Source organism: Westiellopsis prolifica IICB1, from assembly GCF_004323185.1.
GTDB lineage: Bacteria > Cyanobacteriota > Cyanobacteriia > Cyanobacteriales > Nostocaceae > Pelatocladus > Pelatocladus prolificus_A.
The window spans coordinates 2,000,429-2,018,653 of the sequence record NZ_NAPS01000002.1 but is presented as its reverse complement, the minus strand read 5'-3'; the positions used below and the strand labels follow the sequence as shown (position 1 = coordinate 2,018,653).

Genomic DNA, 18,225 nt, shown 5'->3' with positions numbered 1-18,225 from the left:
CCCTTTTTGGTGCGAAAATCTTTAATTTTTTTGAGTTCTTCAATCAAGCCTGCTGTCATAGATACCCCCGGACAATTTGTCGAAAGTCTGATTAGCGCTTGGGTGCGGCTACGCCGCACCCTCGCTTAAGTTTGTTACCTCAGTTTCGATTGAATCATTTTTCTTCCAAGAATGAAACAGCCCTGCCATGCCTAAAGGCAGGGGATTCCAGCGTCACTGACGTTCCTTGCTTTCAATTGCAAAAAGAAGTTTGAAGGCGAATAAATTCGCCAACGGCTTGCCCCCATATCTAAAGAAAGGGGCTAGCTCGCCGTTGGGTTATCGGTCTTTTACTCTCTCCTGTCAGCGAGTCTCAAACACTTGTCGCCCAGTATAAAAGACTCGTCAGCGAGTATCAAACACTCATCAGCGAAATACAAACACTCATCAGCGAAATACAAATACTCATCAGCGAAATACAAACACTCATCAGCGAAATACAAATACTCATCAGCGAAATACAAATACTCATCAGCGAAATACAAATACTCATCAGCGAAATACAAATACTCATCAGCGAAATACAAATACTCGTCGTCGAGTCTCAAACACTCGTCAGCGAGTATCAAACACTCGTCGTCGAGTATAAAAGACCCGTCGTCGAGTCTCAAACACTCATCAGCGAAATACAAATACTTGTTTACGAAAGACGACTCTTGCCTATCTTTTGATATAGAGTATCTCGTTGTTGGTAAGGTCTTGCTAGAGAAGCGATCGCACTTTGTAAGGTTTCAACTTCCATACATGTACCTCCTATTGCTCCTGCCATAGTGGTAATGTGTTCTTCCATCAATGTTCCGCCAATATCATTACAGCCCCAATTGAGAGCTTCTATCGCTCCTGGAAGTCCTAGTTTTACCCAGCTTGGTTGATGGTTAGAAATCCAGTTTCCTAAGAAAATCCTTGCAACTGCGGTAAGCAAAAGTGCATTTTCTAACACTGGCTGATCTCGTCCTACACGACGGCGCAGGGGTTTGGGCGCTTCTTGTCCAACAAAAGGTAACAAAATAAACTCAGTAATTCGCGCTGGATATTCTTGATTGATGGCAGTTTGTTGGAGCGATCGCAATTTTTCTAAATGCTGAATTTGTTGTTCTGGATTCTCAATATGTCCTGACAGCATTGTACTAGTGGTGTGCAAACCCAATTTATGAGCTGTGGTGACAATTTCTAACCAAGTTGCGGTGTCAATTTTTTCCGGACACAGTACGCGCCGTACTTCATCATCTAATACTTCCGCTGCTGTTCCTGGCATAGAACCGACACCAGCATCTCGTAAAGCAGCTATGACCTCAGCATAACTTAGCCCATCGATTCTAGCGATGAATTGTACTTCTTGGGGAGAAAAAGCGTGTAGATGCAGATGAGGAAATTCTTGTTTAATAGTTTTGACTAATTTAAGGTAGTAAGACAGAGACTTACCGTTGATTTGGGCTGCTGGATTTAACCCACCTTGCATACAAATTTCTGTTGCACCCCGTTTGACAGCATCTTGCGTTTTTTCCACAATTGCTGTCCAATCTAACCAATAAGCACCTTCGTCACCTTCATCTCGTCGGAAAGCGCAGAAACTACAGTGCTGTTCGCAGATATTAGTAAAGTTGATATTACGATTGATCACATAGGTAACTGTGTCGCCTACTTGCCGTTGACGCAGTTTGTCTGCTGTCACACGAATTGCAGCAATTGAACTTGCATCAGATTGTTGTAACAATACCAATCCCTGTTCAGAAGATAAATCGTACCCCATCAAGGCACGATCAAGAATTTTTTCTACTGTGCTGTTTATCACCTTAATATGCCGTTGCTCTCAAAGACTCGATTGACTGGAAATTGACTATAGTGAACTAATAAAATTTTACTAACTAAGTTTTGATATTTTCGGTTTTTAACTTTCAATATTTAATTGTAGCTAAAATTACGAGGCTTAAAGTAATTTTACGGCTATTGTTTTATGAGCTTTAATCAAATCAGGTGTTAATTAAATTGATGGGGAAAAAATTATAAAAATAATATTAGATATTAAAAAGTCTATTTTTTATTTATTGAGAATAGTTTATGCTATCTACCTTCTCGAAAAATCTGAATTTTACAAAATTAATTAATAAATTACAAGTTTGTAGTGAGGACTTTAGTCCTCAGAATCAGGACTGAAGTCCTTACTACAAACAAAAATGAGAATTTTATATGACACTTGTGCAAGTGCGATAAATTTTATGTAATAACTATTGATAAAATTTGTATACCCTGAGTTATATTAAAATTTAAAAAAATATAAACTATCTTACACATTAACTAAGGAGTAATATAAACGACATTAGCTCTCTCACAAAATGCGAATATTGCTGCTTTTTGATAATCCCTACTTTGCTTAATGAATAGAAATCAACCCAGTTCATTGTTAGCAGTTCCATCAGGAACCTTACAGATACCAGAATTACGGTCTCAAGAATTAGTATGGTTTTCCCTGGTAATTCCGACCTACAACGAAGCTACCAATATCGGAAAAATCATCCAAAGATTAACTCAATTACTGGATGAGCGTATTCCCGGAAACTACGAATTGATAGTGGTAGACGATGATAGTCTAGATGGTACATGGCAAGTAGCACAATCTTTAATGCAACAATACCCGCAATTGCAAGTAATGCGGCGTCAGCATGAAAGGGGGCTTTCCTCAGCAGTAATTCGGGGTTGGCAAGTAGCAAAAGGAAGTATTTTAGGGGTGATAGATGGTGATTTACAGCATCCACCCCATGTGCTGCTACAACTACTAGATGGAATTGTCCAAGGAGCAGATCTAGCCGTCGCTAGTCGTCATGTAGATGGTGGGGGAGTCTCTAGCTGGAGTTTAACAAGACGTTTTTTGTCTCGTGGCGCTCAATTGTTAGGATTGGTAATTTTGCCTAGTGTGGTTGGTCGAGTTTCAGACCCAATGAGTGGTTATTTTCTCTTACGTCGCCACAGCATAGCTAATGTTATTCTCAATCCCGTAGGATACAAAATATTGCTGGAGGTAATCGGGCGTGGTCAAATCAAGCAGATCGCTGAAGTTGGTTACGTATTTTGTGAACGCAAACAGGGTGAAAGCAAGGTTACTTGGAAGCAATATTTAGAATACATTCATCATTTATTACGGTTACGCCTTTCCACTGGACACATTGGAAAATTAAGTCAAAACTTCCCAGTTGGTCGATTTGTCCGTTTTGGTTTGGTGGGACTAAGTGGAGTATTTGTAGATATGGCGGTGCTTTACTTACTCAGCGACCCAACTACCTTGGGATTGCCCTTAACTCGGAGTAAGATCCTGGCTGGTGAGATTGCGATTTTTAATAATTTTTTGTGGAATGATGCTTGGACTTTTGCAGATGTGGCGATGCAACAAAACTCATGGCGTCAGCGCATGAAGCGGTTTTTGAAATTCAACATTATCTGTTTGGCGGGTCTGGTTTTGAATGTGGTAGTGTTGAACTTGGTGTTTAATTTCATGATTCGCAACCGCTATATTGCGAATTTGATTGCGATCGCCATTGCTACTATTTGGAATTTTTGGGTGAACCTCAAGCTCAGTTGGCGTGTTACTCAAGTAAAATAAATATTTTTAGAATTCAAGCAACTAAGTATGTGTTATTCCCACTCTCCAGAGGGATGAGGCATTCTGAGCGATTCGGGGTACGATGTTGAATTGAACTTTAATTCAAAACTCACGTCTGATACTTATATTCAATATTCAATGTGATGGCGGCTCCACCATATCCCCGTTGGTTTCATCCTTGTTTGCTCTTGGTTTGGCTGTTCATCGGTGTTGGTTTGCGCTTAATCAATTTGACAGCAAAACCCCCTTGGACAGACGAATTTTCTACTTTGGTATTCAGTCTGGGAAATAGTTTTTTGCCAGTACCGTTAAATCAACCAATCGCTATCGATGTTTTATTACAACCACTACAACCCCAACCAGGTGCAACTATTCGAGATGTGCTGACACACTTATTTAGTGAAAGCAATCATCCACCTTTATACTTTGTGCTAACTCACTTATGGGTGAAGTTGTTTCCCGCACAAGCAGGTTTAGTTTCATTATGGGGAGCGCGATCGCTTGCTGCTATTTTTGGAGCAATATCAATTCCTGCTATTTATGGTTTAAGCTGGCTGGCTTTTCGTTCCCGTTTGGTGAGTCATTTAGCTGCTGCAATTATGGCTATTTCACCCTACGGCATTTTTTTAGCTCAAGAAGCTCGTCACTATAGTTTAGCTATTTTGTGGGTTATTGCTTCTCTGGCTTGCTTGGTAGTTACCACGCGCCATATCCAAAAAGGTAATCAGTTACCCCTGTGGTTAGTATTTGCTTGGATAGGAATTAATGCTTTAGGTGTTGCAACTCATTATTTCTTTGCACTCACCCTGGTTACTGAAGCCGTTGTATTAATTTTTCTAGCTTGGGAACAGTGGAGACAAACAGACACGAAGACAGGGAGACACAGTAAAGAAGATACGGAGATCCGAATACACCAAAACACAGCGAAGAAAGATGATACATTCTCTCTATCACCGCATTTCCCCTTTTCCACATCTTCACAAGCTTCAGCAAAGTTTTCCTCTTTCCGTGTTCCAAGTCTTCCACGTTTCAAGTTCTCTGTATCTGTATTTTCTCCTCCTTGGGGCCGTATTTATGCTGTTGCTGTTGGCAGTTTGATCGGGGGTATAGTTTGGATACCAGCATTTTTACATAATGCCTATGGCGATAAGTTAACAAATTGGATTCAAGGCGATCGCATTGGTATTGCTTGGATTAGTCCAATTTTTCAAGCGATGGCAGCCTGGGTTACGATGATAGTCTTACTACCAGTGGAATCACCGCAGCTAGCAGTAGTAATTGTTTCTGGGTTAGTCATGGCTATCTTCTTGATTTGGGTAGTACCAATTTTAATTAATGGTTTTAAAACTCAGCTTTACAAACCACAAAGCCGTATGATTACACAAATGTTTGCTGGTGTAGTTGTGGGGGCGATCGCTTTATTCTTTTGCTTTACTTATTTTCTTGGCATTGATCTTACCAGAGGCGCTCGTTATAACTTTGTGTATTTTCCTGCCGTAGTGGTTTTATTAGGAGCGAGTTTAGCAATTACTTGGAATATTCCCCCAGGGAAAACAGTAAAATGGGGAGTAACGGGAAAAATGTCTGTGCTAGTTATTTGGGTAATTGGCTTTCTCAGTGCTATCACAGTTATTTGTAATTTAGGGTATCAAAAATATTACCGCCCAGATTTATTTATTGAATTGATTCAAAATACATCTAAAGTGCCGATATTAATTGCGACTACCCAAAAAACTCACGTACAAATTGGTGAAATGATGGGAGTTGCGAGAGAATTCAAGTTTCACGATTCTATTTCCCTTTCTCCAAAATTCCTTCTAGCCCATAAAGACAAACATACTAATGCTTCTAATACTCTCCAAAAGACCTTAGAAAAGCTACCCCGTCCTCTTGACTTATGGTTAGTAAACTTTCGTGCTGCTGAACCAGAAGCAGTCAAAAATTGTGTTAAGCACAGCCAAACTTTACCAGCAATTAATGGTTATGAGTATAAACTTTATCACTGTAATTCATAATTCCGAATTTATTTGGTACATTTACTGAAGACAAACCAGCGAGCGATCGCAAGTTTTGACAACGAATTAATTCATGAAAATTTAGAAGATTACGCCGTTCTATTTTTGTAACTGTCTCAATCGCAGACAACAAATGCTGTGCGGCTTCAGTCATCAGTTTGTTTGATTTTTTGATATATGCTTAGAATACCTAAGCTATTGGATTTTCAAATCCCAGTTTTGATGACCAATGACAAATGACCAATGACAAATAACAAATGACTATAGAAGCTTTTGCTCCTATTCCACCCGAATGGACTAGTAAAGCAATTCATGCTCGTGAGTTTTGCTGTCCCACATGTCATGCTAGCAGTTTGGAAGCTACACAAGTTTGGATTAATCGCCGTTCGCCCGTAATTACAGAGGAATACCGTCGCAAATGGCAAGAATTCTACCACTGTCAGTGTGGTTGTGTCTGGTGGGCTTGGAGTAGCGATCGCCCACCCTCAAACTTCAATAGTCAATAGACTTAATATCAGTTGCAAAAGAGTTTTGGAAGAAAATGTATCTAAAAATACAGTTTGTTTGAAAATAATCTGTTTTTCAGCTATCGTTCTGTGCCCGATCGCACTCATTTTTCGGTCTACTGACATTTTCACCGGGGGAAATTCCGATTAAGATTAATTATTTTGCTCTTTTGACATACTCCCCGGCGTGAACGCACGGGGATTCTTGACACTTCATGTCAAGAGATACATTTTGATCTATCCCAAAAACAGCTTATACGCCGGATTCTTATTTTCATCCCAATAACGATAACCAAGTGTATCCAAAAAAGCCTCCCACTCTTCCATTTCGTGAGGGGGAACCTGTATTCCTACCACAATCCTTCCATAATCTGCCCCATTATTCCGGTAGTGGAACATACTAATATTCCAGTTGGGACTCATAGAACCGACAAACTTCATCAATGCGCCAGGGCGTTCGGGAAACTCGAAGCGGTAGAGTAATTCATTATGAGCTAGGGGAGAGTGTCCGCCTACCATGTGGCGCAGATGTAATTTTGTCAGTTCATCATCGGTTAAGTCAATTGTCTTGAATCCACAACTTTCAAAAGTTGTAACCAACTTTGCCCGATCACCACGATTTTCGATTTGTACACCGACAAAAATATGAGCTTCTTTTTGATCAGCAATTCGATAGTTAAACTCAGTCAGGTTGCGTCTACCCATACATTCACAAAACTTACGTAAACTTCCCTGTTCCTCTGGAATTGTCACTGCAAAGATAGCTTCACGGCGTTCACCTAGTTCAGCTCGTTCTGCAACAAAGCGAAGACGATCAAAATTCATATTCGCGCCACAGGTAACAGCTATCAATGTTTGTCCCTGAATTTGTTCCCGCTCTACATAAGCTTTAGCGCCTGCGATCGCCAATGCTCCCGCCGGTTCCACTATTGATCTTGTATCTTCAAATACGTCTTTTATCGCTGCACAAATATCATCTGTATCAACTAAAATAATTTCATCGACATACTGCTGACACAGTCGGAAAGTCTCCTCTCCTACTTCCCGCACTGCGACACCGTCAGCAAATAAGCCGACTTGGGACAACCGAACCCGTTTTCCAGCTTGCAGCGATTGATACATGGCATCTGCGTCTACTGGCTCAACCCCAATAATCTTGATCTCTGGACGTAACCGTTTTACATAAGCTGCAATCCCAGAAATCAGTCCACCTCCCCCAATCGCTACAAAAATTGCCTGGATGGGTTGCTGGTATTGGCGGAGAATTTCCATACCGATGGTTCCTTGTCCAGCAATTACATCGGGATCATCAAAGGGATGAATAAAAGTTAAGCCTTTTTCTACCTCAAGTTGACGAGCGTAAGCATAGGCATCATCGTACGTATCACCATGTAATACCACTTCACCGCCACGCGCTCTAACTGCGTCTATCTTGACCTGGGGTGTGGTTACTGGCATAACAATAATTGCTCGTGTTCCTAACTCTCGCGCACCAAGAGCCACACCTTGAGCATGGTTTCCCGCAGATGCAGCAATTACACCCTGAGCAAGCAGATCCGGAGATAAATTTGCCATCTTGTTATAAGCGCCACGCAGCTTAAAGGAAAATACTGACTGCATATCTTCGCGTTTCAGTAGTAGCTTGTTATTCAATCGTGCAGATAAATTTGGAGCGTATTCTAATGGTGTTTCTTGGGCAACATCGTAAACGCGAGCGGTCAGAATTTGTACCAAGTAGTCACAAAGCATGGGCGTGAACAGGTTGATAGATGCCGGATAGAGGTAAGCATTTTCCATATTGAGAAACTTAAAGACTCGTTAACTTCAGTTAAAACAGACTTGCCACTAATTTTTGGGATGATAGATTAATAAACAGGATACCAGACAAAGCACAACCAAACTGAATTGGGCAAATGACTTGGTGTCCCCCGTCATGAAGCCCTAGTAAACTGTCAGCATAACAGTCATAGAGTGTGGCATATTCTTCGACAGAGGAGAAGCCAAATCCCTAAGCGGAAAAACAAGATTATGCTGGGTTTGCTGTTAGTGATGTCCACCTTTACTATCTACTTTTTTTAACTCTGAGCGATAACATCAACTTGATCACCAAGGAGTTTGCATAACCTGGTCACCTTTGGCCAGGTTTTTGCATTTGAGTTGAGTTACCCACGAAGAAATTGGTGGACTAGGCGAAAAAATAATAAGGCTTGGCTTTATTTTTTCGGTTCGATGAAACAGCTCTGCTTTCCTTATAAATAGAGCGAACGCTATTCAGTGGGCGGATATTGAAAGGTAACTTAATCGTAAAAGTACTACCTTTACCTAATTCACTTTGCACATTTAAGCTACCGTGGTGTGCTTGGACAATTGCTTGGGAAATTGCTAATCCCAATCCAGAACCGCCAGTAGTACGAGAGCGATCGCAATTTACACGATAAAAGCGATCAAAAATCTGTGACAATTCTGGTTGAGGAATCCCAATTCCTGTATCTTCAATCTGAATTACAGCATGATGATCACTGCGGTCTAAGTAAACAGTTACTTTTCCTGCTGATGGTGTGTATTGAATGGCATTAATAATTAAATTAGAAAATAGCCGATAAACCTGGTCTCCATCACCGATAATATTCACAGGGTCTGAAACTCGTATTGTTGATTTGAGTTTTATTCCTGCTGCGATCGCTAATGCGGCAAATTCTTCTATTAAGTCGTCAATAATATCATTTAAACAGCAAATATCGCGTCGCATTGGCACTGTTTGACGATCTAATCTGGTTAGTAGTAATAAATCAGTTACCAGAGTAGTCAGTCGTTGATTCTGACGTTGTATGCTTTGCAGAATTTCCCGTGCTTCTGTTTCATCTAATTGTGGTATAAAAAGTGCTGATTCCACTGTTGCTTGGGTTGCGGCTAAAGGTGTCCGCAACTCGTGTGCAGCATCTGCTGTAAATTGCTGAATTTGTCTGTAAGATTTATAAATTGGTTGCATTGCTAATCCTGCTAGCCACCAACTAGCAAGACCAACTAGACCGATAACAATTGGTGAGCCTAATGCTAAAGTGAGTTTTACTGCATCTAAATAACTATTGAAGTCTTCCAGACTTCGCCCTACTTGCATATACCCCCAATCATCATTGTTTTGAGTATGCAATGTCAAAGAAATCTGGTGATAAAGTTTACCTTGACCATCTTTTAAGGTCTGCCATAATTCTTTGTTAAACTCAGATGATAATGCTTCGGGATTAGAACCAGCTATAGCAAACAAACGTCCAGAATTGTCAAAAAAACGTACATAATAGTGACCTTGATTAATCGCGCTCAGAGTATGGCGTCGTAAATTTGATGGTTCTGGGGTACATCTATTTCCTACCACACAGATATTTGGTAGAAGCTCTTGTATTACTGGTTCTAATCGACCAGGTTGCTGTAATTTTAGTTCAATACTATCGTGTAATGTTCCCGCAACTGATTCTATTTCTCGGTCTAATGTTACCCAATGAGCATGAGCGATCGCTCTGTAAATACCAAAGCCGCATACACTTAAAATTAACGCCATAACAAGGGCGTACCACAAAGCTAAATGCAAGCGTGTTAATTGAAACAGCTTATTCTGATTCATCCGTCAGATTGAGACGATATCCCATACCATGCAAAGTTTCAATCATGTTCCCGCAGCCACTGTTAACTAGTTTACGACGTAACAAACGTATTTGAGCCGCTACTACATTACTAATCGGTTCTGCATTCACTTCCCAAAGCTGATTGCGAAGTTGTTCAGTAGTAATAATTTGGTTTGGATGTTTCATAAAATATTCTAGTAGCTGGAATTCTTTATTAGTCAGGGAAATTTCCTGTTTATTTTCTCCAGAATTTTGATTGACAACTATATTATTGCCATAATCCAAAGTCAGATTACCTACTGTTAATTCCTGTGGTTGAAATTGAGGCGATCGCCTTTGCAAAGCACGTAATCGCGCTAATAATTCTGCCATTCCAAATGGCTTCACTAAATAATCATCTGCACCTGCATCTAAACCAGCAACTTTATCTTCCATACTGTCTTTTGCTGTGAGCATCAACACAGGTAGAGGATTTTTGTGGTAACGTAGTTGCTTACACAATTCTAATCCTGATATTCCTGGTAGCATCCAATCAAAAATAGCTAGTGTATATTGCGTCCAGCTATTTTCTAAATATGCCCATGCATCGTTACCATCAACTACCCAATCAATTAAATATTTCTGCTGGCTAAGAGTTCGCTTAATTGCAGTACCTAAATCGGGTTCATCTTCAACTAGTAAGACTCTCATTGCACATCTACCCAGAAATCAGCAGTAATGATTTTGTTATTTCGATTAAACTGTCCCCACATTTTATATTTTCCTGGCTTCGGAAAACTGGTCATAAAATGAATTTCACCTTTTGGAGTATTTTTCATCGCATGAGCATGGATATAATCTGCTTGTGTTAATGGCGATGACTGCTTGAGGATGACTAAATGTCCGCTTTCTCCTAAATAAGGTTTCAAATCTGCGGGTGGTTGATTACTTACGGTATCTTGTAAATTGAAAATTACATGAACTTCTTGTCCAGCTTTGATTGTGGGTTGAGTTAATTTCAGGTTAATTTTAGTGTTGCCAAATGTTTTATTAGTAGCTAAATCAATTTTTGGTGTAATTGGTGATTGTCCTGGAACTTGTGTTTTTAACACTGAAACTTGTTCTGCTTTTCCTGCTACTTTGTAGTCACTAAAAAGAGTGTAACCGCTAGGATAGGGAAAATCTGTTTTCACTTCAAAACGTCCATTGCCTTTATATGTAGGATGAACGTGTTGAAAAGATTGCAGGTCATCACTAACGACAATTAAATGCATTAATTGTTCTTGGAATTGATCAAAATTAGCAATTGCTTTACCTGCTTTATCTTTGATATCAATTGCTAAAGAGACAGGATTTTTAGGAATAATTTTGCTGGGTGTTTTAAGCTCTGCGATCGCGTTTGCTGATTCTAAGTTAGAATGACCAGAATGCTGATTGTGGTCATTCCCCATATTGTGATCTGTGTGGGGTTTGGCATTTGCAATAGTATTTGTATTCAGAATTGATATTTCGCTAGTTTGGGAAGATTTTTCTTGTGAGGCGCAAGCTTGAGTGAGAACAAGACTTGAAGTGATAGTTAGTACAGTAAGAATTCGGTTCATTTGTTTACAGATTTGATTGTAAAACAGAAATATTTTGTTGGTGAAATTGGTGATTTACTATTAGTCTGCCATTCGATGATGAAATTTGGATGAAATCCTCTAAAACATCAGGATATTGCTTTTGATGAGTAGTAAGAACAAATAAAGACTTTCCCATCAAAAAATTTTTCTTACCCCCCTTGACTCTCCAGTCAGCTAGAGAATCCACAATATAATCAGTTAAGCAAATCAAGGATGAAAACTATGACTCTTCAACTCACAGTTCCGAACATGGCTTGTTCTGCTTGCGGCGAGACTATCACAAAAGCCATTCAAGCTGTTGATTCTGCTGCTATGGTTCAGACTGACCCAAATACGAAGTTAGTCACCATTGAAACTCAAGCATCTGAAACCGAAATTAAGGAAGCAGTCACAGCAGCTGGTTATTCAGTTGCGTGAAGTAGAGACGTAGCAATGCTACGTCTCTACAACCCGTCATTTTTATCTTGACAGAGTACTAGCAGCAGGCTCATACCAAGCCTGATACCATTGCTGCATTTGTGTGATTTCAGCCGTTTGAGTCTGAATGATGGATTGAGCTAAGTTGCGAAGTTCGGGGTGTGTACCACTGTTAACAACCATATACGACATCATTACCGCCATTCGGTGATGCGGAATCATCTCACGAATAAATTCTCGATCAAAGTCAGAGGAATTCTTGAGAATATCCAAATGCACCTGCATATCTCGATGCATAGACATTCTCATCATTCCTCGGTTCATACCCTCACCCCTACCTTGGTGCATTCTCATCATCCCCATACCAGCCATTGGAGTAGCAGGTACTTCTGTGCCATACCACTTTTTGTACCAAGAACGCATCTGTTCAATTTCGCGGTTTTGGTCTTTGATAATAGCTTGAGCTAGTTTTTTAATTTCGGGATGTTTAGCCCGCTTTAAAGCCAACTTAGCCATTTCTATAGCATCTTCATGGTGAGGAATCATCATTTCAATGAAATGTCGATCCACTTGAGTCATCATTCGTCGTTGCAAAGGCTGGGAAGATTGGGAAGGAGTAACTTGAGCAAATCGGTGATGAATATTATGTTGTGGATTTGGGGATTGAGCTTGCGTGTTATTGATGATTAATAGTCCTCCCAAAGCACTACTGCTCAATAACCCTATCAGACCATAAATCAAATTTTTGTTCTTCATAACTTCACCTCTATGAGAGAATGAAGGCTAAATACTTGGTTTCTCTAGTTAAATTTAGCGGGAATTTATGAGGAAGTTTTGAGTATATAACAGTTTTATTTGTCTTTTATCGTGATTATTTCCTCCTTAACTTCAATTGTCAAATCTCTACTCAAGTGGAGAGTCAAGTTACAGCAACAAAACTTTACTTATCAAATCTGACCAATTTGAGTTATTAGGTTGACAAAAGCCCACATTTCTAGCTTTTCATTTCAGAATGAAATCAAGATGAAATGTTGTTTTATATCAAAATTTATTTACAATGCGATCGCTATAAAGCGGATGCAAGCCCCTTTCAGGGTCTAATTATCGCCTAGCGTCTTCGTAGGCGTACCCTTCTTCAAAGGTATGGGAATCACCTAAGCTATATAGCATTCCTAAATCATTCGCTCCAGACAAGATCCCCGACTTCTCAAAGAAGTCGGGGATCTAAGCTCTGGGATTTTCACAAATCATATAGGATTGTTATAACTATATATATTAATTAGTTTAATTAGTTGGTTGGCATTAATAACTTGCCAAACTTAGCATATAAAGCAGGTAAAACCACTAGCGTTAATGCTGTAGAAGTAAACAATCCACCTAATACTACTATCGAAAGTGGTTGAAGAATTTCTTTTCCTGGGCCGCTTTCAATTACTAAAGGTGCTAATCCTAAAGCTGAGGTAAAAGCTGTCATTAAAATAGCGTTTAGCCGTTCCATTGAACCTTTGATTAATAGTTCCTTAAGTGGCATTCCTTCTGCAAATTTGGTGTTGTAATTATCCACCAATAACAAGCCGTTACGAGTAGCAACTCCAAACAAAGTGACAAAGCCAACTAAAGAAGCAATAGAAATAATACCACCACTCAAAGCCACTGAAAATACTCCCCCTACTAATGCTAAAGGCAAATTAATCATAATCATGGCGGTAGAAGGAATAGATTTAACTGAAAGGTACATGATGACTGTAATAGCAACAAAGGCTATAGCACTGAAAATTAAAATATTTTGAGTTGCTCTTTCTTCTGCCTCAAATTGCCCCGCATATTGGATATAGTAACCCGGAGGTATCTGTACTTGTTGGTGTACTTTATCTTGAATTTCATTCACAATAGAGCGCAAATCTCTACCGTTGGCATTAGCAGAAACAACTATTAAACGAGAGACATTTTCTCTGTTGATAGTATTGGGACCAGTGCCATTTTCAATTGTGGCAACTTGTGCTAAGGGAATCTTTTGATCGTCAGGAGTATCAACTAACAGATTGCGAATGGTATCCAAGTTTTGACGTGCATCTGGCTTTAACCACACAAGTAAATCAAAAGTTTGTTGTTTCTCCAAAACTTGAGACACGACTCTACCATTAAGAGCAGTTTCGATAATTTCAGAAAGTTTTCCTACCGTCAATCCGTATCTCGAAGCAGCCGGACGGTTAAACTTAATTTGTATTTGTTCGATTGGTATTTGCGGTTCAAGTTGTAAATCGACAATCCCATTAACGGTTTTCATGACATTATCAACTTGCTGTCCAATTGTGCGGAGTTGTTCTAAATCGGAACCAAAAATTTTGACTGCGATCGCACTTCTCACCCCAGACAATACCTCATCCATGCGGTGAGAGATGAAACCACCAATATTCGGTGCTACCCCCGGTAATTTCGCAAATTCTTCTCTTAACTTCTTAATTGTCTCCTCCCTATCTTGCATTCCTGCTTCGCTTAACTCGATGTCCAAATGTGCCAAATTCACCCCTGCTGCATCTCCATCACCAGGCGCACGTCCAGAACGTAACTGCACGTAGGGAAATCTAGAATCTCCCTTCAGAGCTTGTTGAAGTGCTTCACCAGCTGCATTAGTAGCTTCCAGAGAAACCCCCGGATAAAGAGTTAAAGTATTTACCAAAGTTTGTTCTTGAAACTCTGGTAAAAACACTCTTCCAAATGAAGGAACAATTACAGTTGCTGCTACTAAACTCGCAATAGCTAGGGCTAAAATAATTCCCGAACGCTTTAGAGAAAATGTTAATAAAGGATAATAAAGTCGCTTAAAAAATCTTGCTACCCAAGGTTCGGTTTCTGGCAAGTGACCATAAGGTAGTAAGATAGCACATAAAGCTGGAGTTACCGTTAATGCTGTGATACTAGAAGCAATCACAGCCGCCATATAACCCAATCCCATGGGAATAAAAATGCTACCTTCTACGCCAGTCAAAGCAAACACTGGGGAAAAGACAACTATAGTAATAATAGTGGCTCCAAATACCGAATCACGTACTTCTTGACAGCCGTCAAAGACCACTTCTAAAACAGGACGTGGATTGGGAGAATATTTATTTTCTCTGAGGTTACGGTAGACATTTTCAGCATCAACGATCGCATCATCAACAGCTGAACCAATTGCTACTGCTAACCCTCCTAAAGTCATGGTATTTAAACCTTGTCCCACCCAATTTAATAGTAGTATTCCTACTAACAAAGACAAAGGCAAAGCTGTTAAACAAATCGCTAAATTGCGCCAATTCATTAAGAATGGAATTAAGATAATCGCAACAATAATACTGCCTTCGATTAAAGCTTCTCTAACATTTTCAATCGAAGAATCTATATAATTTTCCTGGCGAAAGGTAGGAGTAACTTTGATATCTTTGGGTAAGCCTGCTTTAATTTCTGACATCGCCGCCTCAATCGCACGGGTGACAGTAGGGGTATCAGCTTGTGGTTGTTTATTGATCATGACAATCACTGCTTTTTGACCGTTAAAACTACCATCACCTCGTTTGATAGCTGCCCCAATTTGCACATCGGCAATATCTGATATTTTTACAGGTGTATTATTGCGAGCAGTAATTACAGATTGCTTCACGTCTTCTGTTGATTCAATTCGCCCGATACCCCGAATTAACTTTTCGCGATCGGGAGTAATTAAATAACCACCTGGAGCATTAACATTAGCAGCAGAGGCGGCTTGCTCTACGTCTTCTAAAGTAACATTAAAAGCTCTGAGTTTTGCTGGATCAATTAATACTTGATATTGGCGACTATCACCCCCATATGCTACTACCTGAGAAACACCACCGACAGCCAAAAGGCGGTTTGTTACTTGCCAATCAACAATACGCCGCACTTCCATTAAAGAAGTATTTTCTGATGTAAAAGCGTATTGCAGTACAGTACCAATGGGGGAGCTAGTAGGGGAAATTTGCGGTGTTTCTACACCTTCTGGAAGTTTACTTTGCGCTTGTTGCAATCGCTCTGTTACTAGCTGGCGAGCTTGGTAAATATCACTTCCCCAATTAAAAATAACTTTAACAACGGAGATTCCCGACGCACTAGAAGAACGGACTGCTGTGACTCCCGGAGTACCGTTAATTGCACTTTCAATTGGTAAAGTTACTAGAGATTCTACTTCCTCTGGTGCAAGTCCTGGTGCTTCTGTTTGAATTTCCACTTGTGGAGGTGCGAAACTGGGGAAGACATCCAAAGGCATTTGGATAATTGTCCGAAATATCCAAACTGTGATGATAATTGTACCCAGAATGACTAACCAACGGCGAGCGATCGCCCATCGAATAATAGCACTCAGCATTAACAAACCTATTGTTGACGAACTACTGTTTCACTCATCAGAATTACCTGCTGGTACTAATCGAGAACGAGTCCGGCGATTTGACCAAAAAGCACCAGCGATAAAAGAGGTCGCTAACGCAACTCCTCCACCTGCTCCTAGCAACCACACCGGTGCTGGTAAGCTAGATGTTTTAACTTCAGTTGTTTGTGAAGGAGCTGGTGTATGTTCGTCTGCTTTTGTCTTACTATCACCCCGCAATGATTGAGCATAAAGCTGAGGTGCGCGCTGAGTAACTACTAAGTCTCCCTCGAATAAACCACTTTTGACCTCAACCATATCACCGGATGTTTGACTCAAGGTAACTTCCACAGGTTGGTAAGCATTACCATTCTGCACATAAACCTGTTTTTTACCATTTACATCAACTACAGCTGAAATAGGAATAGCCAAACTAGGTGTTGAGGTTTGGTCTGTTAGAACTTCTAGTTCTGCAAACATCCCTGGTTTGAGGACTCCACCTGGATTATTTATTTGGGCTTTTACAGGTACTATGCGCGTTTCACCTTCTACCACTGATCCAATTACGGCAATTTTTCCTGTAAAAATACGGTCAGCTAAAGAATCAACTTTGACACTTACCCGTTGACCTATTTTTACTTTACCTAAATCTTTTTCATAAATATTAGCTGTAGCAAAAACCTGACTATCATTTACAATCGTCATTAACTTGCCACCAGCATCCTCAAATGTTTGACCAATTGTTACTTCCCTATCTGCAACTTTACCAGCAATCGGAGCAGTCACCGTCACTAATCCCTTAGTATTACCACTGTTACCCAATTGTTGCAGCCGAGTTTGATAAATAGTATTACTGAGTTGAATTTGTCTTTTTGCAACACTAACTGCGGCCTGAGCGCGTTTAAGTTGATTTTCTGCCTCAATCACGTCTCGACGACTATTAGCTTTGGTGAATTCGGCTTTAGCTTCTGCTAATTGGGTTTGCGATTCTAAAGCATTGCGTCGGGGTAAAGCACCAGTAGCAACTAACTGTTGGTCTTTGTCGTATTTTTCTTGAGCAAATGATACTTGGCTTTGGGCTTGAGCGATTTCAGAATCGGCTATTTGTTGGTATCTCTGATAATTTTGTTGAGCCAGTCTTAAATCAGCTTGCGCTTGCTGTAAATCAGCTTGAGCTTGAGCAAGTTTTTCTTGCGATTCAACGCGCAGTGTCACTAAATCAGGACTGGTGACAACAGCAACCGCTTGACCTTTTGTCACGCTTACACCTGGTTCCACCAACAATTCAACTACTTTCGCCCCAGCAATTGGGGTAGTTACTTCTACTTTTTGGCTAGGTAGAGTTTCAATTTGTCCAGTGGTTTTTATCCCTAAAGTTATCTGTTGACGTTGGACTGGTTTGACTTTAATATCTAGACGTTTGGCTGTGTCAGGATCAACTTGAATAGAATTAGTCGTTTGAGTAGTTTCACTTTCTTGATGAAATTCGTTTCCATGTCCACTATGAGCCAGAACAACTGCGGGACTTGCTAATAACAGCAGGCTAACAACTGTGCCATAAACACAAGGAATTGCTTTAGGTGTTTGGGAACGCACAGGGGAAGACATCGCCATAAAATCCTTGAGTATGGAGCATCAGGAATTGCGAGTGGTCATATCAGGTTCGCTTGATTACTTATAATTCCCTTTGAACCCCACCCCCCTGCCCGCGTGCGGGGAGGGGTTGGGGGTGGGGTACAATGACTGTGGGAAGTATAGCTAATTATCCGAACCTGATATCAAAAGTACTTTCGGGTTTGAGAAATGCACTCTTACACTAGTGTTTCATTTAGAAATGAAATTAGGATGAAATCGAGTTTTGGCGACTCTTAGAATTACTGGGGCATTTTGGATCTCCTGTTGAAGCAAGAATCTTCGTACCAAGAGGCGCGAGGAGTGTCAAATAGATCGTACAGACGGCTGCATTAACAATGTAGGTCGATACATTAACAATGCAGGTCGATACATTAACAATGCAGGTCGATACATTAACAATGCAGGTCGATACATTAACAATGCAGGTCGATACA

Annotated in this window: 12 protein-coding genes and 1 pseudogene; 4 read left to right on the top strand and 9 right to left on the bottom strand. The window is 40.2% G+C overall.

Annotated features, from left to right (window positions below):
- Nucleotides 1-679: 679 nt before the first annotated feature.
- Entirely contained in the window at nucleotides 680-1,831 is a 1,152-nt protein-coding gene (gene cofH, locus B4U84_RS22975) for a 7,8-didemethyl-8-hydroxy-5-deazariboflavin synthase subunit CofH (protein WP_131120673.1), read from the bottom strand.
- Between the two features lie 582 nt (nucleotides 1,832-2,413).
- Between cofH and B4U84_RS22970 the strand changes: the two genes are divergently transcribed.
- Entirely contained in the window at nucleotides 2,414-3,634 is a 1,221-nt protein-coding gene (locus tag B4U84_RS22970; RefSeq protein ID WP_017311482.1) for a glycosyltransferase, read from the top strand.
- Between the two features lie 143 nt (nucleotides 3,635-3,777).
- Entirely contained in the window at nucleotides 3,778-5,649 is a 1,872-nt protein-coding gene (locus B4U84_RS22965; RefSeq protein ID WP_131120672.1) for a glycosyltransferase family 39 protein, read from the top strand.
- Here B4U84_RS22965 and B4U84_RS22960 read toward each other — a convergent pair.
- Nucleotides 5,609-5,797, bottom strand: a pseudogene (locus tag B4U84_RS22960) (hypothetical protein); the annotation flags it as partial. The gene B4U84_RS22965 and the pseudogene B4U84_RS22960 sit on opposite strands and share 41 nt — an antisense overlap.
- Nucleotides 5,798-5,906: 109 nt before the next feature.
- On the opposite strand from B4U84_RS22960, the gene B4U84_RS22955 reads away from it, so the two are divergent.
- A complete protein-coding gene (locus B4U84_RS22955; protein ID WP_017311480.1) occupies nucleotides 5,907-6,155 on the top strand; it encodes a hypothetical protein in 249 nt (82 codons plus the stop codon).
- Nucleotides 6,156-6,392: 237 nt separating this feature from the next.
- Here the strand turns inward: B4U84_RS22955 and ilvA are convergent, their stop codons facing one another.
- The 4 genes from ilvA to B4U84_RS22935 form a co-directional block, all read right to left on the bottom strand.
- Complete coding sequence (gene ilvA, locus B4U84_RS22950; RefSeq protein ID WP_131121044.1) at nucleotides 6,393-7,904, bottom strand: threonine ammonia-lyase, biosynthetic; 1,512 nt, start codon at nucleotides 7,902-7,904, stop codon at nucleotides 6,393-6,395.
- Between the two features lie 436 nt (nucleotides 7,905-8,340).
- Nucleotides 8,341-9,774: a two-component system sensor histidine kinase RppB gene (gene rppB / locus B4U84_RS22945; protein ID WP_131120671.1), complete on the bottom strand. Its 1,434-nt coding sequence runs from the start codon at nucleotides 9,772-9,774 to the stop codon at nucleotides 8,341-8,343.
- Nucleotides 9,761-10,465, bottom strand: a complete 705-nt coding sequence (gene rppA, locus B4U84_RS22940) for a two-component system response regulator RppA (RefSeq protein WP_131120670.1) — start codon at nucleotides 10,463-10,465, stop codon at nucleotides 9,761-9,763. The genes rppB and rppA overlap by 14 nt, the downstream gene beginning before the upstream one ends.
- Nucleotides 10,462-11,355, bottom strand: coding sequence for a DUF8832 domain-containing protein (locus B4U84_RS22935; protein WP_131120669.1), 894 nt, complete (start codon nucleotides 11,353-11,355; stop codon nucleotides 10,462-10,464). The genes rppA and B4U84_RS22935 overlap by 4 nt, the downstream gene beginning before the upstream one ends.
- Nucleotides 11,356-11,598: 243 nt before the next feature.
- Here B4U84_RS22935 and B4U84_RS22930 point away from each other — a divergent pair, with 243 nt between their 5' ends.
- Nucleotides 11,599-11,793, top strand: coding sequence for a heavy-metal-associated domain-containing protein (locus B4U84_RS22930; RefSeq protein ID WP_131120668.1), 195 nt, complete (start codon nucleotides 11,599-11,601; stop codon nucleotides 11,791-11,793).
- 42 nt (nucleotides 11,794-11,835) lie between these two features.
- Here the strand turns inward: B4U84_RS22930 and B4U84_RS22925 are convergent, their stop codons facing one another.
- The 3 genes from B4U84_RS22925 to B4U84_RS22915 all read right to left on the bottom strand — a co-directional run bounded on the left by B4U84_RS22925 (nucleotide 11,836) and on the right by B4U84_RS22915 (nucleotide 17,764).
- Nucleotides 11,836-12,549 carry a DUF305 domain-containing protein gene (locus tag B4U84_RS22925; protein WP_044452815.1) on the bottom strand — a complete coding sequence of 238 codons (714 nt, stop codon included), beginning with the start codon at nucleotides 12,547-12,549 and terminating at the stop codon, nucleotides 11,836-11,838.
- 532 nt (nucleotides 12,550-13,081) lie between these two features.
- Nucleotides 13,082-16,156: an efflux RND transporter permease subunit gene (locus B4U84_RS22920; RefSeq protein WP_131120667.1), complete on the bottom strand. Its 3,075-nt coding sequence runs from the start codon at nucleotides 16,154-16,156 to the stop codon at nucleotides 13,082-13,084.
- 30 nt (nucleotides 16,157-16,186) lie between these two features.
- On the bottom strand, nucleotides 16,187-17,764 hold the full coding sequence (locus B4U84_RS22915) for an efflux RND transporter periplasmic adaptor subunit (protein ID WP_113698369.1): 1,578 nt from the start codon (nucleotides 17,762-17,764) through the stop codon (nucleotides 16,187-16,189).
- Between the last annotated feature and the right edge of the window lie 461 nt (nucleotides 17,765-18,225).